Genomic DNA, 25379 nt, shown 5'->3' on the forward strand with positions numbered 1-25379 from the left:
ATTATTTTATCATGGGGAACAGAATTTTGATCGTAGACGATGCAGCATTTATGAGAATGATGATTCGCGATATTTTGACTAAGAACGGGTATGAGGTTGTCGGCGAAGGCAACGACGGCGTACAAGCTGTAGAGAAATTCAAAGAGCTGCGTCCCGACCTCGTAACGATGGATATCACCATGCCGGAGATGGATGGGATCAATGCACTGAAAGAGATCAAAAAGATTGATCCTAATGCCAAGGTTATCATGTGCTCGGCGATGGGACAGCAGGCGATGGTCATTGATGCGATCCAAGCCGGCGCCAAAGACTTTATCGTGAAACCTTTCCAAGCGGACCGTGTTATCGAAGCCATTAAGAAAACAATGGGCTAAGCGTAAGCTTTTAATAAGGAAAGGAATGTGAAGCTTGAAGAAACAGGCAGGAAAGCTGCTTCTGGCAACGGCAGGACTGATCGTTCAGCTGCCGTTCTGGACTTCCGTTTGTTTTGGGGCACCTGAGCTGGGCGACAACACTGGGCCCGGTTCGGGAACGGGAGAGACGGGGAGTATCGATTCGATCGTCATGATCGGAAAGGTGATTTTCTTTCTCCTTCTTATCATCGGTCTTTTTTACGGCATTATGAAGATGTTGTCGAAAAAAAGCGGATTCCGCTTCGGACGTGCCATGCAGTCGCTGGGTGGGGTGCCGCTCGGCCAAAACAAATCGATCCAAGTCGTCGAAATCGGTGATTCGCTGTACATCGTCGGAGTTGGAGATAACATCCAGCTACTCGAGAAAATAGCCGATGCGGGCGAGGCGGCGAGGCTGAAAGAGCAGATCACGGCACAGACCCGGGCGGCAACGGAATTTATTACAGTCGGCAAATGGCTTGAAAAAATACGCAAGAAGCCGGGTGAAAACAACGTGGTGGAAGAAGAGATTTCGCCGAATTTTCACCAGGTCTTTCAGGACAAACTGCAGAATGTCGCCCAGCGCAACAAAAGCGTAGAAGAATGGCTGCAGGAAGAAAACGAACAAGATCGGTTGAAGTCAAATGAGCAAAAATAAAGGAACTCTTATTATTCTGCTTGCTTTACTTGTGTTCATGGGATGGGCAGGGAATACGGCTTATGCCGCCCCGGACCCGCAAAATCCGATTCCCGGCATTAGCTTCAACGTAGATTCGGGAAGCGGAGCTTCCGGAGCCTCAAGCACGATTAGCGTCATTTTGCTGTTAACGGTTCTGAGTCTGGCGCCTTCGTTTCTGATTCTGATGACCAGCTTTACGAGAATCGTCATTGTGCTGGGTTTCGTGCGTACGTCTCTAGGGACGCAGCAGATGCCGCCCAACCAGGTATTGATCGGACTGGCCCTGTTTCTCACCCTGTTTATCATGGCCCCGACCCTTGGGCAGATCAACGATACGGCCGTTCAGCCCTACATGAAAGGGGAATTGAATCAGACGCAGGCTCTTCAAAAAGCGTCCGTTCCCATCAAGCAGTTCATGTGGAATCATACCCGGCCTAAAGATTTAAAGCTTTTCCTGGATTATACGAAAGCGGAGGCTCCTAAAGGAGTCGAAGATACACCGCTGACAGCCCTCGTTCCGGCTTATGCCATCAGCGAGCTGAAAACGGCGTTTCAAATGGGTTTCATGATCTTTATTCCTTTTCTGGTTATCGATATGGTTATCGCCAGTACGCTGATGGCTATGGGGATGATGATGCTGCCGCCCGTTATGATATCGCTGCCGTTCAAAATCCTGCTGTTTATTCTGGTGGACGGTTGGTATCTGGTCGTTAAATCGCTGCTCCTCAGTTACAGTACATGAACGCGGAAGCTGGAGGTCGCCTAACATGAGTTCGCAATTTATCATTAAGCTGGCCGGCGAAGCGGTCTATACGGTGCTGAAAGCCAGCGCTCCGATGCTGGTGATCGCCCTGGCGGTCGGTCTTATCATCAGTATCTTTCAGGCTACGACTCAAATTCAGGAGCAGACGCTTGCATTCGTGCCGAAAATCGTGGCGGTTCTGCTGTCAGTCTTAATTTTCGGACCCTGGATTTTGAACACGCTGGTCGACTTTACATTCAATTTATTCAACAATCTTCATCAATATATCGGGTAGGCGGCCATGGAGCTTTTGGTTCAACTTTTACCCAACGCTATGCTGATTTTTTGTCGAATGACCTCGTTCCTTGTCGTCGTACCGCTGTTTTCGTCCCGAAATGTGCCCAGTATGTTCAAAATCGGACTCGCTTTATTTCTGACTCTGATCGTGACGGCGGCTCAAGGGACGTCCCAGCTGGTTCCGATGGACGCGCAGTATGTACTGCTGGTCATCCGGGAAATAATCGTCGGCCTGCTGCTCGGTTTTATCGCCTATCTATTTTTTACGGCCGTACAAATCGCGGGTTCCTTTATCGATATGCAGATCGGACTCGGGATGGCCAATGTGATCGATCCGATGTCGGGAACTACCGTACCCTTGATGGGCAATTTGAAGTACATGCTTGCCATGCTGCTGCTGCTAAGCTTCAACGGTCACCATTTTATGCTGCAGGGTATTATGAACAGCTATGAATGGATTCCACTGTCCAACAATTTGTTTGCCCAGCTCTACGGGGGACAGATTACCGAATTTCTGGTGAAAACTTTCTCGAGTGTTTTCTCTCTGTCGATGCAGTTGGCGGCTCCCGTTGTCGCAGCGATGTTTTTGACGGACCTCGGTTTGGGTTTACTGACGCGTGTCGCTCCCCAATTCAACATTTTCGTAGTCGGGGTGCCGCTGAAGATCATCATCGGGTTTTTCCTGATCGCCCTGTTAATGCCCGAGTTGATCGGTTTGTTTCACCAATTGTTCGACCGGATGTTCGAAGCGATGCAAAAGCTGCTTAACCTAGTGGCCGGCAAAGCGCTTGAAACACCGTAGCACCTGTACGGGAAAGGAAAGGATACGTATGGAACCGCTCCGTTTGAAGCTGGACCTGCAGTTGTTCTCGCAAGAGAAGACGGAACCGGCGACACCGAAAAAGAGGCAGGACGCCCGTAAAAAAGGCCAAGTGGCGAAAAGTATGGAGCTGCCTGCTGCTTTTATCCTGTTTTTTTCATTTTTATCGTTTTACATGATCGGCGGATTTATGAAGGAACGTCTGATGGATCTGTTCTCGGGTACGCTGAGGCACGATTTGTTGATGGATGTGACCATGGCGAATGTGCGGATGTTATTTTACCGGCTGTTAATTCATTTTCTGGTTATGCTGGCTCCCATCTTGATCTTGACGATGGTCATTGCACTGGCGGGAAACTACCTTCAGATCGGAATACTTTTTACAGGCGATCCGCTCAAAATGAAATTGAGCAAACTGAATCCCATCGAGGGGTTCAAAAAAATATTTTCGATGCGTTCGGCCGTTGACTTTTTAAAGTCCATGCTGAAAATGAGCGTGATCGGAATCGTTGTTTATATGACGCTGTGGGACGAGAAAACGCAGCTTCTCAGCCTTAGTCATGTACCGCTGGAAAAATCGCTTCATTATATATGGTCGCTGACGCTGATGTTGGGCATGAAAATCGCTTTAATTCTGGTCGTGCTTGCCTTGTTCGATTACCTGTACCAGAAGTATGAATTCGAGAAAAGCATACGGATGTCCAAGCAGGACATCAAAGACGAATATAAGAAAATGGAAGGCGATCCCCTTATTAAAGGGAAGATTCGCGAAAAACAACGCCGAATGGCCATGCAGAGGATGATGCAGGAGATTCCAACGGCGGATGTCATTATTACAAACCCGACGCATTTCGCGGTGGCCATCCGGTATGATTCGGCCAATATGCAGGCCCCTAAGGTGGTTGCGAAAGGGACGGATCACGTGGCTTTGAAAATACGTGAAATTGCGAAGGAACACGGCATTATGATTATGGAAAACAAGCCGCTTGCACGGGCGCTTTACGCTCAGGTCGATCTGGAAGAGTCGATTCCGGGCGATCTGTTCCAGGCCGTAGCCGAAGTGCTGGCTTATGTATACAAAATTAAGGGCAAAGTGAAGAACGCGTAGAAAGGGGGGCCGTACATGAAACCAAAAGATTTAGTTGTACTGATCGGGGTAATCGGGATTATTTTGATGATGGTGGTGCCGATTCCAACCGCCCTCCTCGATTTTTTGCTCATCATAAACATTACGATCTCGCTGATGATTATTCTGGTCGGGATGAACACGCAGGAAGCTCTGCAGTTTTCCATTTTCCCGGCCCTGCTGCTTGTGACGACCTTGTTCCGCTTGGCTCTTAACGTTTCGACGGCTAGAAATATTCTGGCTCATGCCGAAGCGGGAGCCGTGGTCGAGACGTTCGGTAACTTCGTGGCGGCGGGTAATATCGTAGTCGGATTTATCGTGTTTCTTATTCTGGTTATCGTGCAGTTTATCGTCATCACGAAAGGTTCGGAGCGCGTAGCCGAAGTAGCGGCTCGCTTTACCCTGGATGCGATGCCCGGCAAGCAGATGAGTATCGACGCCGATTTGAACGCCGGCATGATCAATGAGCAGCAGGCGCGAGAGCGCCGCAGAAAAGTAGAACGCGAAGCCGACTTCTACGGAGCCATGGACGGAGCGAGTAAATTCGTCAAAGGAGACGCGATTGCCGGCATTATCATCCTGCTGATCAACCTGGTCGGCGGACTGATCATCGGGATTTCGATGAAAGGCATGTCGTTCGGAGAAGCCGGACATACGTATTCGATTCTTACCATCGGTGACGGGCTGGTCAGTCAGATCCCGGCCCTGCTCATTTCAACCGCTTCCGGTATTATCGTTACGCGCGCTTCTTCGGAAGGAACGTTCAGCAACGATATCGTCGGTCAGTTGACCGCTTATCCGAAGCTGCTGTACATCGTGGCGGGAACGATTGCCTTTCTGGGAATTTTCACGCCGATCCATTGGTATACGACCATTCCTATTGCGGTTCTACTCGTTTTCGCGGCACGGAAGATGCAGCAGAACTTGAACCGGAAACAGGTTGAGGAAGAACAGATGGTGGAAGAACAGCAGATTGAAGAAGTACGGAGTCCGGAAAGCGTGATCAGCCTGCTGCAGGTGGATCCGATCGAATTCGAATTCGGTTACGGGCTCATTCCGTTGGCCGATGCCCAGCAGGGCGGAGATTTGCTCGACCGCATTATTCTGATCCGCAGACAATGTGCGCTGGAACTCGGTATCGTGGTTCCGGTTATCCGGATCCGCGATAATATTCAGCTTCGGCCTAACGAGTATATCATCAAAATTAAAGGCAATACGGTTGCGGGCGGCGAATTGCTGCTTAACCACTACTTGGCCATGAGCCCGGGATTCGAAGACGAATCCGTCACGGGAATCGAGACGACCGAACCTGCGTTCGGACTGCCGGCCCTGTGGATCGATGAGATGACCAAAGAGCGGGCGGAATTGTCCGGATACACCGTAGTGGACCCGCCTTCCGTAGTCGCTACTCATCTCACGGAAATCATCAAGAAGCACGCCCACGAGCTTCTGGGACGTCAAGAAACCAAGACGCTTATCGACAACGTCAGAGAAGCGTACCCGGCTCTCGTGGACGATTTGATTCCGAATGTCCTGTCCATCGGCGACGTGCAGAAAGTGCTTGTGAAACTGCTCCGGGAAAAAATTTCCGTACGCGATTTGGTTACCATCCTGGAAACGCTGGCGGATTACGGACCTTACTCCAAAGATCCGGATATTTTGACGGAGTATGTGCGGCAGTCTCTTTCGAGGCAGATCACGCTGCAGTACTCGTCTCCGCAGGATTCGCTCCGCGTCATTACCGTAGGACCGGGGCTGGAGAAAAAAATCGCGGATTCCGTTCAGCAGACGGATCAGGGATCTTATCTGGCTATCGACCCGTCTTCCTCGCAGGTCATTTATCACAAGCTGGGTGAACAGGTGAGTAAAATGGTTCAGTCCGGCCACCAGCCGGTTATCCTGGCTTCACCGACGATCCGTATGTATTTGCGCCAGCTTTTGGAACGTACCATGCAGGACATTCCGGTTTTGTCTTACAGCGAGCTTGAACCGAGTGTAGAAATTCAAAGCATGGGAGTTGTCAACTTGTGAGAGTGAAACGTTACATTGTCGATTCAATGCCGGACGCTCTTCATAAAATCCGAACCGATCTCGGTAAGGATGCCGTTATTTTAAGCACGAAAGAAGTGAAGACCGGCGGGTTTTTGGGACTCTTCGGAAAAAAACGCATTGAAGTGATTGCAGCTCTCGAGGAAGGTCAAACCGGTTCCGGTAAAAACGCTCTTGAAGGCGGCGCTCAGGCCCGTCCGTCCTCTAAAGCGGCCGCCGCCGCAGCGGTAACCGCTGTTGCCAAAGCGCGGCAGGAAGAAGCGGAGAAGTCGGCCGATCAGCCCCGTACCAATAAAGAGCAGGAGCAGAGGCAGAGAGAATTTGCGGAACTTCTGCTCAGACAATCCGCCTTGCAAAATGAAGCGGTTCCGACTTACGGAACCGGCGCTGCCGAGGCGTTGACCGCAAGGGAGACAAGCCTTCTCAAAAAAGAAGAGACCTTGGACGTCAAGTCCGGTTCTGAGACTTCCGCGGCTTCTGTCGATGGGCAGTCGTCAAGCGCAGTGAGGGGAGCAGGCTCGGACCAACATGAGGTACCGGGCCAGCGGTCCTCGCAGCCATCTCCCGCGGTCATCGACCGTACGAGCGGCAGCCCGGCCGCAGAGGAAGCGCTGCCCGTCATTCCGCAGCGCTCTCCGGCGGCTGCCGCAGCCGCTTACGCGCAGACAAGGCCGGCCGCCGAACAGCGGCAGAGCCTGCCGGCCCAAGCGGCTCCGCCTGTTCCGCCGAAGGCGGAAGCTCCGCCCGAGCCGGCTGCCGCAGCGCCGCAGAGCGGCGGCTTCGCCGACGAACAGGCCGAGGCGCTGCGCGCCGCACTGGCCGCCTCCCGCGCGGAGGCGGCGGCAGAAGCGGCCGCTGCGCAGAGCGCGGCCCGCGAAGACCTGATGCTGGCTGAACTCCAGCATCTCAAGACCATGATGGCCGGTCTTGCCCGGCCATCCGCACAGCCCCAGCTGCCGCCCGTATGGGGGAGGCTGGAGGAGCATCTGCTGGCGCAGGAAGTACAGCCGGACTTGGTCCGGCAGCTGATCGAAAGCGCCAGAAGAGATCTTGCCGCCTCGGCCGACGAGTCGGAAGCGCGGCAGGCGGCGGAAGCGGTCCGCAAGCGGATGCTTGCGCTGTTCCCGCCGCCGCAGGGCAAGCCGATCTCGGCGGACTCCAAGATCGTCCATATCGTCGGACCGACCGGTGTCGGCAAGACGACGACGATCGCAAAGCTGGCCGCCGATCAGGTGTTGAAGCAGCGCCGCAAAGTCGGGCTGATCACTTCCGACACCTACCGGATTGCCGCGATCGAACAGCTTCGCACGTATGCGAATATTTTGGACGTTCCGGTGGAAGTGGTGTTTTCCCCGGCCGATCTGACGAGGGCTCTGCACAATTTGAGGGAGGCCGACGTGGTCTTCATGGATACGGCCGGACGCAATTTCCGCAACGAGATGTACGTATCCGAACTCAATACGCTGATAAGGCACCAAGGGCCGAGCGAAACGATTCTGGTGCTGAGCCTTACGTCGAAGTACAGCGACATGAAAGCCATTACCGCTAACTTTTCCAAGTTTAAAGTAGATAAAGTCCTTTTTACCAAAATGGATGAAACGTATTCTTACGGCGCCATGCTGAATTTGCTGGATGAATTCCCGATCCGACTTTCCTACGTGACGGACGGACAGAACGTACCCGATGACATCATGGTAGCGGACGAGAACCGGATTGTCGATGCGGTGCTGGAGGGTTACTCGTATGAGTGACCAGGCCCAGGAACTGCGTAAACTGATCCGCCTTAGGCACGAGAAGGATACGCCGTCCCCGGGATCCGCGCTAACCGGACAGCCGGAGCGAAAGACGCGGATTATTACCGTCACAAGCGGCAAGGGCGGGGTAGGCAAATCGAATTTCACCTTGAATTTTGCTCTCTGCCTGCAGGCCCGGGGATACAAGACACTCATTTTCGATGCCGACATCGGGTTTGCCAACATTGACGTGCTCATGGGGATTTCCTCCAAAGCAAACCTCCTTCATTTAATTAAAGGAGAAAAAACGATCGGGGAGCTCGTTCAGACTGGACCCAAAGGCCTGCAGTTTATCGCAGGGGGGTCGGGGCTTTACGATCTGGTGAGGCTGTCGGACTCCGAAGCGGATTCTTTTACCGACCAGATTCAGGAGCTTGGCGGAATGGCCGATTTTATCCTGTTCGATACGGGAGCCGGGCTTTCCAAAGAAACCCAGCGATTCATAGCCGCTGCCCAGGAAACGCTCGTGGTTACGACGCCGGAGCCCACGTCCATTACGGATGCGTATGCGCTCATTAAAATGGTTCGTAGCGAAGATCCCGATGTGCACTTCAAGCTCGTGGTCAACCGGGCCGCTCACAGCCGGGAGGCAAAGGAAACGGCCGAGAAGATCGCCATGGTGGCCCGCCGCTTTCTGTCCGTCGAACTCCAGACACTCGGATTCGTGGAAGACGATCAGCATGTATCCCGGGCCGTTAAGGAGCAGACACCTTTTACGATTGCTTATCCGAATTCTCCTGCCGCCAAAAGTATGAATGTCCTTGTCGATCAATTTCTGGGCCAGCAGCCCAAAGCAGATTCAACCGGCGGATTTAAAGGTTTCCTCAGCCGGCTGATCGGCCGCTAATATATTCACATCTAGAGCCAATTCAGGAGGGACCCTATGGAGCCGTACCGTATTCTGGTAGTCGACGATTCGGTGTTCATGAGGAAGATCATTACGGATCTGATCGAAGAAGACCCCAATTTCCGTGTTGTAGCCGTCGCAAAGAACGGTGCGGAAGCCGTAGTCAAGACACAAGAGCTGAAACCGCACGCGGTTACGATGGATATTGAAATGCCTGAAATGAACGGGCTGGAAGCGCTGGAACGCATTATGGCCGCCACTCCGACTCCCGTTATTATGCTGAGTTCGCTGACTATGTCGGGAGCGGTTGAAACGATCCGGGCCCTTGAACTCGGCGCGATCGATTTTATCCGGAAGCCGTCCGGTTCGATTTCGCTGGATTTATTCAAGGTCAAGCAGCTTTTGCATGAGAAGCTGAGGATTGCGGTCAAAACACGCATGCAGCCGCAGCCTCCGATAGAACCGGCGAAACGGCCCGAACGCTTCGTTCAGCCGTCCGCTCCGTTCGTGAGGCCGCCGTCGGCAGCGGAGATTCCCAAGAGAACTGCTGCGACGCAAGAAACGGGGAAGCCCGCGAGCGGTGTCGGCACTGGCAGTTCGAAAGGTTTTCGGGATCTCGTGGCGATCGGCACATCGACCGGTGGACCCAGAGCGCTGCAGAAGGTACTGAGCGGCCTGCCGGCGGATTTTCCGGCCCCTGTTCTTATCGTCCAGCATATGCCTCCGAATTTCACCAAGTCGCTGTCTCAGCGCCTTAACGACCAATGTGCGGTTCGGGTCGTGGAAGCGGAGGAAGCCCAGGTGCTCGAACCCGGTACGGCATATGTCGCTCCCGGCGGACTGCACATGACCGTGGTCAGGGCCGACGACAAGAAATACCGGATTTCTTTGAGCAAAAGCGAGCCGGTATCCGGACACCGTCCTTCCGTAGACAAGCTTTTCCAATCCCTTCTTCCCTTAAAAGAGCTGATCCGGCACGCCGTTATTATGACAGGGATGGGCAGTGACGGAGCGAGAACGATCGGAGAACTCCGAAAGGACGGAGCGGCGACCACGATTGCCGAATCCGAAGAGACATGCGTCGTATACGGCATGCCGCGAGTCGCGGTGGAGAACGGAGCCGCCATGTTTGTCCTTCCTTTGGGGGATATCGCTCCGAAGCTTGTCGAACGGGTGACGGATAAAAACGGCAGCCGCTAAAGAAAGTACTCGTTAAATTGACGGAGGTGCAGTTCTGTGGAGTTGAACCAATATTTATCGATGTTCATCGACGAATCGAAAGAACATCTGCAGGCTCTAAATGACAACATGCTCAGCCTGGAAAACAGTCCCGACAACATAGATATCGTTCATAATATTTTCCGCTCGGCACACACACTTAAAGGCATGTCCGCGACGATGGGATTCGAAGATCTCGCTTCGTTGACTCACGAAATGGAAAACGTTCTGGACTTGGTTCGTAACTTGAAACTGAAAATGGACCCCTTCATTTTCGACAGTCTTTTCCAAAGTTTGGACGCTCTCGATTCGATGGTCGAGGATATCGTTCAGGGCGGAACGGGCAAGGCCGATGTTACGGCTATTGTCACCGCATTGAAATCCATTGTAAGCGGGGATTATCTCAAATCCGCTCCATCCGCCGGAGGCGCCGGAGCGGAAGGCCAGGAAGAAAGCGTTATTGCGCTGGACCAATTCCAGCTCTCGGTTCTCCAGCAATCGATTGACGCCAACATGCAGGTGTTTTATGTCGAGGTCACCGTCCGGGAAGATTGCGTACTGAAAGCGGCCCGTGCTTACATGGTGTTCGAAATTTTGGAGCGTTCCGGGGAAGTCATCAAAGCGACGCCTTCCGTTCAGGAGATCGAACAGGAGAAATTCGACCGTACCTTCTCCGTGTATTACATAGCTAACGTCGAGAAAGCCGATCTGGAGAAAGAAATTTCGAATGTCTCCGAAATCGAGCATGTACAGATCATCGTACTCGATCGCGAAACGCTGGACGAGATGACGGGAAGCGGCGCAGCCCAGGCGGAGGTCAGGGCGGGTGAAGCCCAGGCTGCAGCGGCTGCAGCACCCGCTCCGGCAGCCAAAGCGGCGCCGGCCAAGGAAACCGGCGGAGCTGCCAAACCGGCAGCGGCTGCAGGCGGCGGGCCTGTGGGAACCCGTACCATTCGGGTAGATATCGAACGTCTGGATTCCCTGATGAATCTCTTCAGCGAACTGCTCATCGACCGGGTCCGCCTGGAGCAGCTGGCAAGCGAAATCAAGCGCAATGAGCTGACGGAGACGGTCGAGCATATGGCCCGGGTCAGCAGCGATTTGCAGAATATCGTTCTCAAGCTGCGGATGGTGCCGGTCGATACGGTCTTTAACCGGTTCCCGCGGATGATCCGGGATATCGCCAAGTCGCTGGACAAAAAAGTCGATCTCGTCATAACCGGCGCAGAAACCGAGCTGGACCGCACGGTAATCGACGAAATCGGCGATCCGCTCGTGCATCTCCTTCGCAACGCGGTTGACCACGGGCTCGAAACCGTGACCCAGCGTGTGGCGAAGGGCAAAAGCGAGAGCGGAACCGTTCATCTCCGCGCTTATCACAGCGGGAACAACGTCTTTATCGAGATCGAAGACAACGGTAACGGCATTAACCGGGAGAAAGTGCTTGCGACCGCAGTGAAGAAAGGGATTGTCGCGCCTGAAATGGCGGACAAAATGAGCAATTCCGATATCGATCAGCTGCTATTCGCATCCGGTTTCAGTACCGCGGACGTAATCTCGGACATTTCCGGCCGCGGGGTAGGCTTGGACGTTGTAAAAACGAAAATCCACTCGCTCGGAGGACATATTCATGTCGAATCCAATCCGGGCAGCGGTTCGATCTTCTCGATCAAGCTTCCTCTTACGCTCTCGATCATCTCGGCTATGCTGGTCAAGATCGGCAGCGAGAAATATGCGATCCCGCTTTCTTCGATTGTGGAGACGGCCCTTATCCAGCAGGCGCAAGTCCGTTCCGTGCAAGGAAACCGGATGATCGATTTCAGAGGCAGCATGATTCCGCTCGTTTCGCTGAGCTCCGTACTCGATATTCCCGACTACAGTGAAGCCGATGAGACTGAAACCGAAGTTGTGGTTGTACGCAAAGGCGAGAAAATGGCGGCGCTTATGGTGGAGGAGTTTATCGGTCAACAGGAGATCGTCTTGAAAACATTGGGTAAATACTTTACAAAGCTGTTCGCGATTTCGGGAGCGACCATTCTCGGCGACGGTCAGGTCGCATTGATTCTCGATACGAATGAACTCATTAAATAAATCAGGCAGGGGAGGCCGTTCAAATGGCTGAAGATAAAAAAATTATCGTATTTGCGCTGGCACATGAGGAATACGGAGTAGAAGTGGATAAGGTCAAAACGATCGAGCGGATGCAGCCGATGACCCGCGTTCCGAAAACGCCCGCTTTCGTCAAAGGCGTTATTAACCTCAGAGGCGTGGTCGTGCCGGTTATCGATCTCCGCTCCCGCTTCGGGCTTCCGGAAACCCCGTATTCGGATAATACCCGTGTGATCATCGTAGCGGTTAACGACCTCGAAGTAGGGCTTATTGTAGATTCCGCTAACGACGTTATTGACTTGAACGAAGACAATATCGAGAATCCTCCCGAAGTTGTCGGCGGTATCAAGGCGAAATATCTGCACGGCATCGCTAAAATCGGAGAAGACCGTCTCCTGGTCCTGATGAACCTGGAACAGGTTTTGAACAGGGACGAAGTCATCCAATTGGAAAAGATCGAGGCCTAAGCAAGTGGATACGTTCAGGCAGTTGGCGGATTATCAATTGGATGTACTTAAGGAAATCGGCAACATCGGTGCCGGTCATGCGGCCACTGCTCTGTCTACCCTGCTGGACAAGCCTGTGGATATGCTCGTTCCGAAAGTTATGGTTCTTCCTTTCGAGGAGATCCCTGAAATCGTGGGCGGAGCGGAGGAAGTCGTACTCGCTATTTTTCTGCGGGTGGTCGGGGATGCTCCGGGCAATATGTTTTTTATTCTGAATCTCGAATCCGCCAAACGGATGCTGTTTTCCCTGATCGGGATGGAGCTTTCCGACAGCGGTGAGTATACGGAACTGGAAATTTCGGCATTAAACGAAATCGGGAACATTTTGGCGGGATCGTACTTGTCCTCGCTGGCCGATTTTACTCGGTTGTCTATGTCCCCGACCGTACCTTCCCTGGCCATTGATATGGCGGGAGCCATTTTAAGTTACGGCTTGCTGCAGTTCGGGGAGATGGGGGATCAGGCACTGCTGATTGACACGAAGTTTCTGGAAGGAAACGAAGAAGTACAAGGAAACTTCTTCCTTATTCCGGACCCGGAATCGTTTGGGAAATTATTTGCGGCACTAGGGGTAGAGGCACATGAATCAACAGACGATCATTAAAGTCGGTATGGCGGATCTTAATGTCGGCATGCCGGGGGGCGTGCTTAAAACGACGGGACTCGGTTCCTGCGTCGGGCTTACCTTATTCGATGACTTTGCCAAAGTCGGCGGAATGGCGCACGTCATGCTGCCGACATCCGAAATCGCCCGAGAAGGCACCGTCAACATTGCTAAATATGCGGATACCGCCATTCCCGAATTGATCGACCGGATGACCCGTCTTGGTGCCTCAATAAATCGGATGGAAGCGAAACTGGCAGGAGGAGCTCAGATGTTCGCTTTTGCCGGAGGGGGCGATACGATGCGAATTGGACCTCGTAATGTAGAGGCTTGCAAAGAAATGTTGGTCAGATACAAGATCCGAGTCAAAGGTGAAGATACGGGCCAGAACTATGGAAGAACGATTGAACTTAACTGCGATACGGGCGTGCTGACGATTCGAAGCGTACAGCACGGCTTGAAGGATTTGTAGAGATGGCGGGAACGATTCGCTGGAATTTCATAGTCGGTGCCGTCTCCTTTGTCCTCACCTTTCTCCTTTCGCTGGGCAGCAACGTTTGGCTGACCACGCTGCTGCGAAGCGTTTACAGTTTTGTCATTTTATTTGCCGTCACTTTCGGCTTTCGGTTTATTATGGGCCTGCTCCTATCCGCTAACAGTCCTGTCGTAAATGAAACGGCAGCGGCCGCCGCAGAAGGGCCCTCTCCAAACAAGAATCTCGGCCAGCATCTCGATTTGACTACTCCCGACGAAACCGCGCAGAAAGCGGAGGACGGAGTGGACAGGGAGGAAGCGGAATTTGCGCCGCTGCTGCCCACGAAGCTAGTTACCCGGAAGCAACCTGACACCGAGCAATCGGTCAGAGCCCTTCGTCAAATGTCTGAAGAATAAGGACGGTGTACAGCCATGATTGATAAAAAACCTAATCTGGCGCATTTCGATACGTGGAGACAGTGGAAGCAGGGCGGTTCCAGAGAAGCCAAGCAAACGCTGATTGAAACGTACCTGCCTCTTGTCGAATACGTATCGGGCCGTTTGGCGATTGGTCTCCCCAAGAACGTTTCCAAGGAAGACCTGGGAAGCTTCGGAATCATGGGTCTGATCGACGCCGTCGAGAAGTTTGACTACGAACGCGGTCTGCAGTTCGAAACTTACGCGTCCTGGCGCATACGCGGGGCCATTATCGACGGCCTCAGACAAGGGGATTGGGTTCCCCGTTCCGTACGTGAGAAGGCCAAGAAAGTCGAGGAAGCGTATCAGAAGCTGGAGCAGAAGTATCTTCGGACCGTGACGGATGAAGAGATCAGCGATTATCTCCAGGTTACGGAGGACGAGTTTCAGCATATGCTTCAGGAAATCGCCGTAACCTCCATTTGTTCCATAGACGAACCGATTCGTGAAGAAGAATCCGAAACCCGGCTTTCGCTTCTGGTGGACGAGCGTGCCAAAAATCCGGAATTTACAGTTAACGAATTTTACCTCAAAGAAACTCTTGCGCGGGCGATAGAGAAATTAACGGAGAAAGAACGGATCGTCGTTTCCCTGTTTTATTTCGAAGAACTTTCCCTGAGCGAGATTGCGGAAGTGATGAGTTTGTCGCCTTCCCGCATTTCTCAGCTTCATTCCAAAGCCATGCTGCGATTAAGAGGAGTTTTGAGTCGATATAAAGTTCAGTTGTTTGAAAAATAGAAGTTGCCGGGAAAGGTTGTCGATACAGGATGGACCGGATTTTGGAGTTGGACCAAATCATTAGGATTTCCGTCACGGACGATAAGTTGACATCCTTGCTGAAGTTTGCCGATGTCGGAGATGATTTTACGGTCACGTTTGACGAGCTTCAAGGATTGGCCAGAGCGAACAGCATCGTTCATGGACTCGATACGGAGGCGCTGCTCCGCATAGCGATAGATCCTCAGCCTTATCTGCTCGCCGAAACCGTGATCGCCCAAGGCACCCGCCCCGTTAACGGAACCGACGGATACGTCGATTATTTGTACGGGCGCAACAACGATACGCATAAGCCTGTCGAGACGGAAGACGGACGCGTCGATCTCAAAGAAGTATCCACCTTGAACAATATCAGAAAAGGCCAGATCATCGGCAAAAAGGTTCCCCCGACCGAAGGAACACCCGGCAAAGCCGTAACCGGGGAGCCGCTGCCGGCACGCGAAGGCAAGGAAGCCAGGTTTAAACTGGGAAAAAACGTCGTAACGGATAACGAGGAGAACGCCATTTATGCCGCTATCGACGGACTCGTCACCTACACGGACCGGAACAAAGTAAACGTGTTCCCCGTATACGAGGTGAACGGAGACGTGGATTACCGGACGGGTAACATCGATTTCGTCGGAACTGTCGTCATTCGCGGAAACGTGAGCCCCGGTTTCAAGATCAAAGCTTCCGGGGATATCCGTATAGTCGGCGGTGTGGAAGCGGCCGAACTCGAAGCGAGCGGTTCCGTTGAAATAACCGCCGGTATCGTGGGCAGGAACAAAGCCGTAATCCGGGCCGGGAAGAACGTGAAATCTTCTTTTATCCAGGATGCGACAGTAGAAGCGGCGGATACGATTACCGTTTCCCAAAGTATTCTTCATTCGACAATACGTGCGGGTAAAACCGTCGCTTGCAACGGGCCCAAAGGGCTGATCGTGGGCGGAACCGTTCAGGCCGGGGAGAAGGTTATCGCCAGAACGATCGGAAATTCCCTCTCCAATACGACTGCAATCGAGGTGGGGGTGCTGCCGGAGCTTCGCAATGAATTGATTCAGCTTCGTTCCCAGCTCAAAGCGCTTGCGGATAATCAGTCCAAGACGGACAAAGCCCTTATTTTGCTGGACCAGTTGGCAGCGTCCGGCCAGCTCGGACCGGACAAAGTAGCGCTGCGAATTAAGCTGAATCATACAAAGCGCCAGGCCGGAGAAGAACAGCGTGAGCTCCGTGAACGGATTTTTGAAATGGAGAAATCGCTCGAAGACAGCGAACGCTCTAGCGTAGAAGTGATCTCTACCGTATACGGAGGAGCCAAAATCGTGATCGGCCGCTACACGAAGTTCATCAAAGATCCGATGAGCCATGTCGTGTTCCAGCTTGTTGCAGGCGATATCGGGCACAGCGCCTATATGCCTAAGTAAAGGCTTCCCGGTCAAGCCAATAACCAGCGATAATGACGAGGTGGAACTTTTATGGATATGAAACCGGTCGATTTGCAGTTCGCGGTTCACAAGAACGATCAGGCCGGCATCCGGCAGCAGCAGTTGAACCACAAACCCGAGATGGATCAGGTCCTGTTGGGGGCGGAAAATGAGAAGAACGCCGAACATAACCGGAAAGCCAGCGAGAAAATCGGAGAGAGCGAAGAGGCTCAAATCCGCAAAGAGGGCCGGCAGAACGGCGGTCAGGGCGGACGGGGCCGGCAGCAGAAGAAGGCTCCTCCGTCTCAAGAAGCGGAGCCGCCAAAGGCGGTTCACCCTTTTAAAGGCTCGCATATCGACTTGAGTCTATAAAGGAAGATTTGAAAGTACAGGTGATGTTAAAATGGAACCTTGGCAGATGATTGTTCTCCTCGGCCTCGTGATTGTGGTGTTTGCGGGAGTGATTCCCCGTTCGGCTGCAAAAAGAGGCGGGCAGGGGCCTTCGGCCCAGCTCGTGAAAGAGCTGGAAGAGAGCATGGCTCACTTTGCGTCCGATCTTGAGCAGCAGAACCAGGCGCTCATCGACCTGTTCAAAGAGACGCAGAGGGAGCACAAGCTCGAGGTCGCCAAATTGACCGCCAGGCTTGAAGTTCTGGAGCGCCGCAGCGTGGACGGAAGCGGGGCGGCGGTGCAGGCCGGCCGCCAGTCCGCGCCGGATCTTTCCCGGCACGGGTCCCGGAGCACGGAACCTCATGTCTACGCGGAGCCTGCCGTTCAGACGCACGAATCTGCACTGCCAACGCCCCGTCTTACGCAGACGGAGGAGTTCGCGGCCGCAGATGCTGCCGCATCTGTTCAGCCGCAGGAAGCTCCCCGAACGGAGCCGGAGCTCTCCGTGCGCGCCCGGTATGCCGCTCTTTTTGAGCTGCATGACCAGGGAAGATCCACGGAGCAGATCGCCAAACAGCTCGGGATGAACAAAGGGGAAGTCATGCTGATCATGCAGCTGGCCAAACGGGAGGGACATTCCGATGAAAGTAAATAAAACGCTGCTGGCCGGAATCGGCATCGGCATGATCGCGGGCTCGGCTCTTCTTCAGTTGATGATATCGGCGGCCCAGCCGGTCCAGCCGTTGTCGCGGAATTCGGCCGTTTCCATCGAACAGATGGACATGAACAAGCTGAAAACCGAAGCCGGGAAGTACTACCAGGTTTTTGACAAAAACCAGCCCGTCTTCACGAAAGAGCAGCATGAACAGGAACTGCAAAAGCAGTTGGAGGCGGAGAAAGCGAAAGCACCGTCCGCCCAGCCCGCTCCTTCGGCGAAGCCTCAAATAACCGCCGTCTACATCGCACCGGGAATGAAGTCCAGCCAGGTGGCCAAAATCGTTTCCGTGAGCGGGTTAGTCGAAAGCCAGGAGCAATTTGAGCAGGCGATGGCGGCTAAGGCGGCAACGGGTAAGATCAAGTCGGGCGTTCATAAATTTACAGGCAAACCGACGCTGGACGAGATCATTCAGAATCTGACCAGCAAGCCGGAATAAAAATGGGGCTCTTGCATTGCGCGAGGGTCTTATTTTGCGTGCGGAAGGGAATCATGATAACGCCCGGCCGGTGCCTTCCCGCGGATTAAAAATCTTGCCGAAAGTTGTCTCCAAACGCTGTTGCATCCCGTATGCGACTTGTGGTATAGTTATTGACGGTGTTAAAAACACACGACAGTTAATTCGTATAACGGTGCTTGTCCGGGCCTTGCGCACGGCGAGTTTTATACGGAGATGCGGCTGTCGGAGGAGCATTACACTAAAACCATTTTATTGAGGAGGTGTGTGAGGATGGCAGTAATTTCCATGAAGCAGCTTCTAGAAGCTGGGGTACACTTCGGTCACCAAACCCGTCGTTGGAACCCGAAAATGGACAAATACATCTTCACTGAAAGAAACGGCATTTACATTATCGATCTACAAAAAACGGTTAAAAAGGTTGAGGAAGCTTACAACTTCGTTAAATCGGTCTCTGCTGAGAACGGTACGATCATGTTCGTAGGCACCAAAAAACAAGCTCAAGACTCCGTTAAAGAAGAAGCGGAACGTTGCGGCATGTTCTACATCAACCAACGCTGGCTCGGCGGCACGCTGACCAACTTCCAAACGATTCAAAAACGTATCAACCGTCTTAAAGAGCTTGAAAAAATGGAGCAGGACGGCACGTTCGAACTTCTTCCTAAGAAAGAAGTTATCATCCTGAACAAGGAAAAAGATCGCCTCGATAAATTCCTCGGCGGCATCAAAGGCATGAAAGGCCTGCCTAGCGCCCTGTTCATCATTGATCCACGCAAAGAGCGTATTGCGGTTGCAGAAGCTCGCAAACTTGGTATCCCAATCGTAGGTATCGTTGATACGAACTGCGATCCGGACGAAATCGATTATGTTATCCCAGGTAATGACGACGCGATCCGCGCTGTTAAATTGCTGACCGGTAAAATGGCCGACGCTGTGATCGAAGCTAACCAAGGCGAACAAACAACGGCTTAATCGACATAAACGAACGTAACAGGAAAAGGGTGGTCTGAAGGCACTTAAGCCTATCACCGCCCTTTTTTTAAAATACTTACACTCTTAGGGAGGTCCCTATTATGGCAGTAACAGCTGCAATGGTAAAAGAATTGCGTGAAAAAACAGGCGCAGGCATGCTTGATTGCAAAAAAGCGCTGGACGAAGCAAACGGTGATCTGACGAAAGCAAGCGAAATCCTTCGTGAGAAAGGCCTTGCCGCTGCCGCTAGCAAAGCGGGCCGCGCAGCTACCGAGGGCGTTGTAGAATCTTACATTCATGCCGGCGGACGTATCGGCGTTCTTGTCGAAGTTAACTGTGAAACTGACTTCGTTGCCAAAACGGACAACTTCCGTGATTTCGTAAAAGGTATCGCGATGCAAATCGCAGCTGCGAACCCTTCCTACGTTCGTCGTGAAGAAGTTCCGACAGAAGAGCTTGATAAAGAAAAAGAAATTCTTCGCAACCAAGCGCTGAACGAAGGCAAACCTGCTCACATCGTGGACAAAATGGTTGAAGGCCGCATCAGCAAATACTACGAAGAAATTTGTCTGATGGAACAATCCTACATCAAAGATCCGGACAAAACGGTATCCGTCCTGCTGAACGAAATGATCAGCACGATCGGGGAGAACATCTCCATCCGCCGCTTTGCTCGCTTTGAGCTGGGTGAAGGTCTTGAGAAGAAAGTCGACAATTTCGTTGAAGAAGTAATGGCACAAGCTAAAGGCAACGCCTAATACCGAACGGACCAAAAGCGGGAACACATTGTGTTCCTTCTTTTATAAACAGAAACGGTACAAGAAAGATAGAAGCACGCTGATTTGTCAGAACGGAGGGTACCAAAGTTGGAGCGACCTTTGTATAAAAGAGTAATCTTAAAGCTGAGCGGTGAGGCTCTTGCCGGACAGCAAGGATTCGGGATCGAATCGGACATCATTTCTTCTATCGCCCTGCAGGTGAAAGATGTGGTCGATCTCGGGGTGGAAGTTGCTATCGTCGTGGGCGGAGGCAACATCTGGCGCGGGATTGCAGGCAGTGCCAAAGGCATTGACCGGGCTACGGCAGACTACATGGGCATGCTTGCAACGGTCATGAATTCCCTGGCTATGCAGGACGCGCTGGAGAATATTGGCGTGCCGACCCGTGTGCAAAGCTCCATTTCCATGCAGCAGGTAGCGGAGCCGTACATCCGCAGAAGAGCGATTCGTCATCTGGAGAAGGGCCGAGTCGTCATCTTTGCTGCCGGAACAGGTAACCCTTATTTTTCCACGGATACGACGGCTGCGCTTAGAGCGGCCGAGATTGAAGCGGAAGTTATCTTGATGGCCAAGAACAAAGTAGACGGAGTTTACTCCGCGGATCCTTTCAAAGACGAAACGGCCGAGAAATACGAGACCCTCACTTATCTAGAGGTGCTTAACAAAAATCTCGGCGTGATGGATTCAACCGCTTCCTCGCTGTGCATGGACAACAATATCCCGCTTATCGTATTTTCGATCACAGAAAATGGCAACATTAAACGGGTAGTCCTCGGCGAAAAAATCGGTACCATTGTCAAAGGGAGTGTATAATCGTATGCCGCAATCGATTAAAAAGAATGCAGAAGAGCGGATGAGCAAGGCTATCGACGCACTCAAGCGCGATCTGGCCACTCTACGTGCAGGCCGCGCAAACCCTGCGCTGCTCGATAAAATCCAAGTGGAATACTATGGCGCGATGACTCCGGTTAACCAGTTGGCTAACATCTCCACGCCGGACTCCCGCACGCTGATTATTCAGCCATGGGATAAAAGCTCCATGGGAGCTATTGAGAAAGCTATTCTCAAGTCCGAACTGGGCTTGACTCCGGCTAACGACGGTACGGTGATCCGACTGGTCATTCCGCCGCTTACGGAAGAACGCCGCAGCGAGCTGGTTAAACTGACCCGCAAATACGGGGAAGAGGCCAAAGTTGCGATCCGTAATATCCGCCGCGATGCCAATGAGGACATCAAGAAGCAGGAGAAGAACGGTATTTCCGAAGACGAGTCCCGTCGTCACCAGGACGATATTCAGAAATTTACGGACAAATTCACGGCCGAAGTCGAGAAAGTCCTGACAGGTAAAGAAAAAGAAATTATGGAAGTGTAAACGGCTATCGTCGCCCCCTGAAATACCGGGGGCTTTTCATCTTTCCATAGTGGGGGAAAAGAGATGTTCAATCAACTGAAAAAATGGCTTGGAAACGAGTCTGCACAGGACGAGAAGTCTCCCCATTTGGAGTTGGACAACGTTCCGTCTCATATTGCCATTATCATGGACGGAAACGGACGCTGGGCGAAACAGCGCGGACTTCCCCGTGTGGCCGGGCACCATTCCGGTATGAAGAATGTGAAGAAAATCACCATTGCAGCCGACAGCATCGGAGTCAAGGTGCTGACGATGTATGCCTTTTCCACGGAAAACTGGAAGCGCCCTAAAGAGGAAGTCGAATTCCTCATGAAGCTGCCCCAAGAGTTCTTTCCGCTGGAGATAGAGGAACTGATCGAGCGTAATGTGCGGATCCGTATGACCGGCTGGAAAGAAAGTCTGCCGGATTACACACTGAATGCCATTGAAGATGCAATCGAGCGCACAAAGAATAACACAGGCCTCATCCTAAACTTTGCTCTGAATTACGGTGGCCGCAAGGAACTGCTCGCCGGTGTTCAGGATGTGCTGAGGGATGTCCAGGAAGGCAAACTTCGTCCGGAAGATTTGTCGGAGGAAACATTTTCTTCGTATATGCTCACTTCCGGGCTTCCTGACCCCGACCTGCTGATCCGGACGAGCGGAGAGCTGAGGCTTAGCAATTTTCTGCTGTGGCAGCTCGCCTATAGCGAATTATGGTTTACGGAAGCTTACTGGCCTGAATTCTCGGAAGAGCATTTTTACCGGGCCGTTGCCGAATACCAACGACGGGCAAGACGATACGGAGGCTTGTAAGCATCGGTTTGGAGGAATGAAGCGTTGAAGCAGAGGATTCTGACGGGAGCGATAGCCGGAGCCGGATTTTTGGGACTGCTGGCTGTCGGCGGCAACTGGTTTGCCGCCCTGATCGTACTAATGGCTATAATCGGCTTTGATGAGTATGTGCGAATGAACAAGTTGAAAGACCACCGGATCACATGGTTGGTCGGCATGATCGCCTTGATTCTGCTTACCCTTCCATGGGAAATGCACCGGTTTACCTATGAGCTCAACGAGGTCGGCCTGATCTGGGGAGCCGCCTTCGTGCTGATGGCCGCTACGGTCTTGTCCAAGAACAAAATTACCATCGACATGGTGTCGCTTCTCTTTCTCGGAGTCGTGTACATAGGTGTCGGATTTCATTATATGATCATGACGCGGTGGATACCCGAGCATGGTTTGTTTTGGACGCTTCTTATTTTTGTCTGCATTTGGGCGACGGATTCCGGCGCGTATTTTGTCGGATCGAAATTCGGCAAACACTTGCTGTGGCCGGTAATCAGCCCTAAGAAGTCGGTCGAGGGAGCCCTCGGCGGAGTACTGATTGCTATTGTAGCGGGACTCTGTTTTTCCCTGGCCCGTCCCGAACTTCTGTCTCCGGCTCGCGCGGTGCTGATCGGTGTCGTTATTGCCGTGTCGGGGCAGCTCGGCGACCTTATGCAATCCGCCTACAAGCGGGTGAAGGGAATTAAGGATACGGGGACCATTCTGCCGGGTCATGGTGGAATTCTCGACCGCGTGGACAGCTGGCTTATCGTTTTTCCGCTTGTCCACTGGCTTGCACTGATTCCGTCCTGAACCCGTGTACCCGTCCATCAGACAGAATCGGCTCAGGCTCATCCAACGGGGGAGAATATGAATAAACGAATAGCGATACTTGGCTCCACCGGATCGATCGGTACGCAAACGCTTGATGTCATTGCCCATCATCCGGATCAATTTACCGTAGAGGCTCTTGCCGGCGGACGGAACGTGGAGCTTCTAGCCGAGCAAATCCGCCGGTTCAAGCCGAAACTGGCTTCCGTGGCTACACGCGAACTGGCGGATCGGTTGTCCGCTTTAATACCCGCAGGTACGCGTATTCTGTTCGGTGAAGAGGGTCTCCTGGAGACGGCAGCCGGAACAGATGCGGATTTTGTCGTAACGGCCGTAGTCGGCAACCAGGGGCTGGAACCGACGATCGCCGCGATTGAAGCGGGCAAAACGATCGGCCTTGCGAATAAAGAGCCGCTTGTGAGCGCGGGACATCTGGTAACGGAAGCCGCGAGACGCAAAGGCGTGCGGCTGCTGCCCATCGACAGCGAACATTCCGCGATTTTCCAGTGTCTAAACGGCGAACGCCGGGAAGAGATCAGGAAAATTACCATTACGGCTTCCGGCGGTTCTTTCCGGGACCGCAGCCGGGAGGAGCTGGAAGGCGTTACGGTAGAGCAGGCGTTGAACCATCCGAACTGGTCCATGGGTGCGAAGATTACGATCGACTCGGCCACGATGGTCAACAAAGGGCTCGAAGTCATGGAAGCCCATTGGCTTTTTGACCTACCCTACGATCAAATCGGCGTGCTTTTGCATCCGGAAAGCATCATCCACTCTTACGTTGAGTTCAAGGATAGCAGCATTATAGCCCAGCTCGGAAACCCGGACATGCGCGTGCCGATCCAATATGCGCTGTCCTACCCGAACCGGCTGCTTTCACCTGCGAAATCCCTGGATTTGGCGGAAATCGCTACACTGAATTTCCGGCCCATGGATTTCGACCGGTTCCCCTGCCTCCGGATGGCTTACGAAAGCGGTCGGACCGGAGGCACGGCGCCAACCGTGTTCAACGCGGCTAACGAACAAGCCGTTGCGAAGTTTTTGCAGGGAGAGATTCCTTTTCTCCGCATTGAAACCATCATAGAAGAATGTCTGCAAAGACACTCTGTCATGAGCAGTCCCCAGATCGGTGATATTTTGGAAGCCGACCGGTGGGCGCGTGAAACCGCGTCTCTGCTCGGCTGAGCCTCGATGAAGGATAAACCGGCCGCTCTGGAAATTTTCCGGACGGCCGGTTTTTTAGTCTATGAGCTCCATGTTCCTGCGTATACTGACATAGGCGATTGCTTGTATTAGGCCGCTCAATAATGGTACATTAGGAACATACGTAAGCATAAACGAGACGGCTTTCAGGAGAGAAAGCGCCGGAGGAGGCAGATGCGGGTTGGGAAGCATTGAGACAGGACTGAAAATCGTCCTTATGTTCTTCGTCCTCGTTACGATTCACGAGTGGGGACATTTTTATTTTGCGAAACGGGCCGGAATTTTGGTGCGTGAATTCGCTATCGGGTTCGGACCAAAATTGTTTTCATATAAAAAGGGCGAAACTCGTTACACCTTGAGATTGCTCCCGTTCGGCGGCTATGTCCGCATGGCGGGCGAGGATCCGGAAATCGTTCAAATCCAGGACGGACAGACGATAGCCGTAAAGTTAAACAAGGACAATCAAGTCACTAAGCTTTATTTGGACCAGCTTGACCAGCGGGCGAATGTCATTCAAGGTGCCGTGCAGCAGATCGATCTGGAAAAAGACCTTTTTGTAAAGCTTGAAGTGGGAGACGAGCAGGTCCGTTACCCCGTTAAGCCTGATGCCCTCATGGTTACCCGCGGTGTGGAGACACAGATTGCGCCGCTCGACCGGCAGTTTGGCAGCAAGACGGTGGGGCAGCGTTTCCTGTCCATCCTGATGGGGCCGGTTATGAACTTTTTGCTGGCCGCGGTACTGTTCCTTACCCTCGTTATCATGCAGGGAGTTCCGACGAACGTAAAAGTCGACAAGCTGGAACCAGGCCGTCCGTCCGAGAAAGCGGGACTTATGGCCGGAGACGTCATCGTTTCGGTGAATCAGGAAACGATCGGGGACAACCGCGAGAAGTTTATGAAAGTGGTCGGTTCCTCCCCTAACCAGAAAATGAACTGGGTGATCCAGCGGAGCGGCGTGGAGAAGAAAATCGAAATCACTCCGGATGAGAACGGCAAGGTCGGGGTTTATATCACGGGAGACAAGCGTTCGGCTTCCTTCGGCGAAACGTTGAAGGGCACCTATAACTACGTTTCGACGTCAACAGTAGGTATTCTCGACGGATTCAAGAAACTCGTGCTGGGTCAGTTCAAAATGGACGACCTGGGCGGTCCGGTGCGCATCGTGCAGGTAACCGGTGAATTCGCCAGCCACGGCAGTGAATCGTACATTTACTGGGTTGCGCTGCTCAGCCTGTATTTAGGGCTCTTTAACCTGCTTCCGTTTCCTGCGCTGGACGGAAGCCGGCTCGTATTCCTCGCCATCGAAGCGGTTCGCGGTAAGCCGGTTGATCCCAACCGCGAAAGCATGGTTCACTTTATCGGCTTTGCCATGCTCATGTTATTGATGGTCGCCGTGACCTACAACGATATTTTACGTTTAATTAAAAGCTAATCTGTATTATGATAGATAGATGTAACCGTTAGGTGAAACGATGCCTGTCCGTCCGCCCGGGCGAACCTTGCG

28 protein-coding genes are annotated in these 25379 nt (G+C 52.7%); all 28 read left to right on the forward strand.

What is annotated here, in order from left to right:
* Positions 1-11 precede the first annotated feature (11 nt).
* The 28 genes from ABH899_RS03335 (at position 12) to rseP (ending at position 25307) form a co-directional block, all read left to right on the forward strand.
* The gene (locus ABH899_RS03335; RefSeq protein WP_009676759.1) at positions 12-374 is read left to right on the forward strand and encodes a response regulator; all 363 of its coding nucleotides are present in this window, start codon (positions 12-14) and stop codon (positions 372-374) included.
* Positions 375-408: 34 nt separating this feature from the next.
* Complete coding sequence (fliO, locus tag ABH899_RS03340) at positions 409-1050, forward strand: flagellar biosynthetic protein FliO (RefSeq protein ID WP_369993944.1); 642 nt, start codon at positions 409-411, stop codon at positions 1048-1050.
* Entirely contained in the window at positions 1037-1813 is a 777-nt protein-coding gene (fliP, locus tag ABH899_RS03345) for a flagellar type III secretion system pore protein FliP (RefSeq protein WP_009676758.1), read from the forward strand. Before fliO ends, fliP begins: the two co-directional genes overlap by 14 nt.
* A gap of 25 nt (positions 1814-1838) precedes the next feature.
* Positions 1839-2108: a flagellar biosynthesis protein FliQ gene (gene fliQ, locus ABH899_RS03350; protein ID WP_009676755.1), complete on the forward strand. Its 270-nt coding sequence runs from the start codon at positions 1839-1841 to the stop codon at positions 2106-2108.
* A 6-nt stretch (positions 2109-2114) separates the two neighbouring features.
* Positions 2115-2912 carry a flagellar biosynthetic protein FliR gene (gene fliR, locus ABH899_RS03355; RefSeq protein ID WP_009676752.1) on the forward strand — a complete coding sequence of 266 codons (798 nt, stop codon included), beginning with the start codon at positions 2115-2117 and terminating at the stop codon, positions 2910-2912.
* Positions 2913-2940: 28 nt separating this feature from the next.
* Positions 2941-4038 carry a flagellar biosynthesis protein FlhB gene (gene flhB / locus ABH899_RS03360; protein WP_218228514.1) on the forward strand — a complete coding sequence of 366 codons (1098 nt, stop codon included), beginning with the start codon at positions 2941-2943 and terminating at the stop codon, positions 4036-4038.
* 15 nt (positions 4039-4053) lie between these two features.
* Positions 4054-6087 (forward strand): flagellar biosynthesis protein FlhA, encoded by a 2034-nt coding sequence (flhA, locus tag ABH899_RS03365; protein WP_009676772.1) that lies wholly within the window; start codon positions 4054-4056, stop codon positions 6085-6087.
* Positions 6084-7856 (forward strand): flagellar biosynthesis GTPase FlhF, encoded by a 1773-nt coding sequence (gene flhF, locus ABH899_RS03370; RefSeq protein WP_369993948.1) that lies wholly within the window; start codon positions 6084-6086, stop codon positions 7854-7856. Before flhA ends, flhF begins: the two co-directional genes overlap by 4 nt.
* Positions 7849-8745 carry a MinD/ParA family protein gene (locus ABH899_RS03375; protein ID WP_369993951.1) on the forward strand — a complete coding sequence of 299 codons (897 nt, stop codon included), beginning with the start codon at positions 7849-7851 and terminating at the stop codon, positions 8743-8745. Before flhF ends, ABH899_RS03375 begins: the two co-directional genes overlap by 8 nt.
* Positions 8746-8781: 36 nt before the next feature.
* Complete coding sequence (locus ABH899_RS03380) at positions 8782-9945, forward strand: protein-glutamate methylesterase/protein-glutamine glutaminase (RefSeq protein ID WP_369993953.1); 1164 nt, start codon at positions 8782-8784, stop codon at positions 9943-9945.
* 36 nt (positions 9946-9981) lie between these two features.
* Positions 9982-12054: a chemotaxis protein CheW gene (locus tag ABH899_RS03385; protein WP_369993956.1), complete on the forward strand. Its 2073-nt coding sequence runs from the start codon at positions 9982-9984 to the stop codon at positions 12052-12054.
* Positions 12055-12077: 23 nt separating this feature from the next.
* Positions 12078-12539: a chemotaxis protein CheW gene (locus tag ABH899_RS03390; RefSeq protein WP_369993958.1), complete on the forward strand. Its 462-nt coding sequence runs from the start codon at positions 12078-12080 to the stop codon at positions 12537-12539.
* A gap of 4 nt (positions 12540-12543) precedes the next feature.
* Positions 12544-13182, forward strand: coding sequence for a chemotaxis protein CheC (locus ABH899_RS03395; protein WP_103993827.1), 639 nt, complete (start codon positions 12544-12546; stop codon positions 13180-13182).
* Positions 13160-13654, forward strand: a complete 495-nt coding sequence (locus ABH899_RS03400) for a chemotaxis protein CheD (RefSeq protein WP_009676751.1) — start codon at positions 13160-13162, stop codon at positions 13652-13654. Before ABH899_RS03395 ends, ABH899_RS03400 begins: the two co-directional genes overlap by 23 nt.
* Positions 13655-13656: 2 nt before the next feature.
* A complete protein-coding gene (locus tag ABH899_RS03405; RefSeq protein ID WP_369993961.1) occupies positions 13657-14073 on the forward strand; it encodes a hypothetical protein in 417 nt (138 codons plus the stop codon).
* A gap of 15 nt (positions 14074-14088) precedes the next feature.
* Positions 14089-14871 (forward strand): FliA/WhiG family RNA polymerase sigma factor, encoded by a 783-nt coding sequence (locus tag ABH899_RS03410; RefSeq protein WP_369993964.1) that lies wholly within the window; start codon positions 14089-14091, stop codon positions 14869-14871.
* Positions 14872-14900: 29 nt separating this feature from the next.
* Positions 14901-16313: a flagellar assembly protein A gene (locus tag ABH899_RS03415; RefSeq protein WP_369993965.1), complete on the forward strand. Its 1413-nt coding sequence runs from the start codon at positions 14901-14903 to the stop codon at positions 16311-16313.
* Positions 16314-16364: 51 nt separating this feature from the next.
* Positions 16365-16685, forward strand: a complete 321-nt coding sequence (locus tag ABH899_RS03420; RefSeq protein WP_009676781.1) for a hypothetical protein — start codon at positions 16365-16367, stop codon at positions 16683-16685.
* 31 nt (positions 16686-16716) lie between these two features.
* Positions 16717-17358 (forward strand): DUF6115 domain-containing protein, encoded by a 642-nt coding sequence (locus tag ABH899_RS03425; protein WP_369993968.1) that lies wholly within the window; start codon positions 16717-16719, stop codon positions 17356-17358.
* Entirely contained in the window at positions 17345-17857 is a 513-nt protein-coding gene (locus ABH899_RS03430; RefSeq protein WP_369993971.1) for a hypothetical protein, read from the forward strand. The genes ABH899_RS03425 and ABH899_RS03430 overlap by 14 nt, the downstream gene beginning before the upstream one ends.
* Before the next feature lie 291 nt (positions 17858-18148).
* Positions 18149-18847, forward strand: coding sequence for a 30S ribosomal protein S2 (gene rpsB, locus ABH899_RS03435; RefSeq protein WP_009676777.1), 699 nt, complete (start codon positions 18149-18151; stop codon positions 18845-18847).
* 101 nt (positions 18848-18948) lie between these two features.
* Positions 18949-19605 (forward strand): translation elongation factor Ts, encoded by a 657-nt coding sequence (tsf, locus tag ABH899_RS03440; protein WP_009676775.1) that lies wholly within the window; start codon positions 18949-18951, stop codon positions 19603-19605.
* Between the two features lie 108 nt (positions 19606-19713).
* Positions 19714-20439 (forward strand): UMP kinase, encoded by a 726-nt coding sequence (gene pyrH / locus ABH899_RS03445; RefSeq protein ID WP_009676779.1) that lies wholly within the window; start codon positions 19714-19716, stop codon positions 20437-20439.
* Positions 20440-20443: 4 nt separating this feature from the next.
* Positions 20444-20998, forward strand: coding sequence for a ribosome recycling factor (gene frr, locus ABH899_RS03450; RefSeq protein ID WP_369993976.1), 555 nt, complete (start codon positions 20444-20446; stop codon positions 20996-20998).
* A gap of 63 nt (positions 20999-21061) precedes the next feature.
* Positions 21062-21832: an undecaprenyl pyrophosphate synthase gene (locus ABH899_RS03455; RefSeq protein WP_369993978.1), complete on the forward strand. Its 771-nt coding sequence runs from the start codon at positions 21062-21064 to the stop codon at positions 21830-21832.
* 24 nt (positions 21833-21856) lie between these two features.
* On the forward strand, positions 21857-22654 hold the full coding sequence (locus ABH899_RS03460) for a phosphatidate cytidylyltransferase (RefSeq protein WP_009676789.1): 798 nt from the start codon (positions 21857-21859) through the stop codon (positions 22652-22654).
* A 57-nt stretch (positions 22655-22711) separates the two neighbouring features.
* The gene (locus tag ABH899_RS03465) at positions 22712-23857 is read left to right on the forward strand and encodes a 1-deoxy-D-xylulose-5-phosphate reductoisomerase (RefSeq protein WP_369993980.1); all 1146 of its coding nucleotides are present in this window, start codon (positions 22712-22714) and stop codon (positions 23855-23857) included.
* Positions 23858-24056: 199 nt separating this feature from the next.
* Positions 24057-25307 (forward strand): RIP metalloprotease RseP, encoded by a 1251-nt coding sequence (gene rseP / locus ABH899_RS03470; protein ID WP_369993983.1) that lies wholly within the window; start codon positions 24057-24059, stop codon positions 25305-25307.
* The last annotated feature ends 72 nt before the right edge of the window (positions 25308-25379 follow it).

The organism is Paenibacillus sp. RC84 (assembly GCF_041260495.1).
Lineage (GTDB): Bacteria > Bacillota > Bacilli > Paenibacillales > NBRC-103111 > Paenibacillus_F.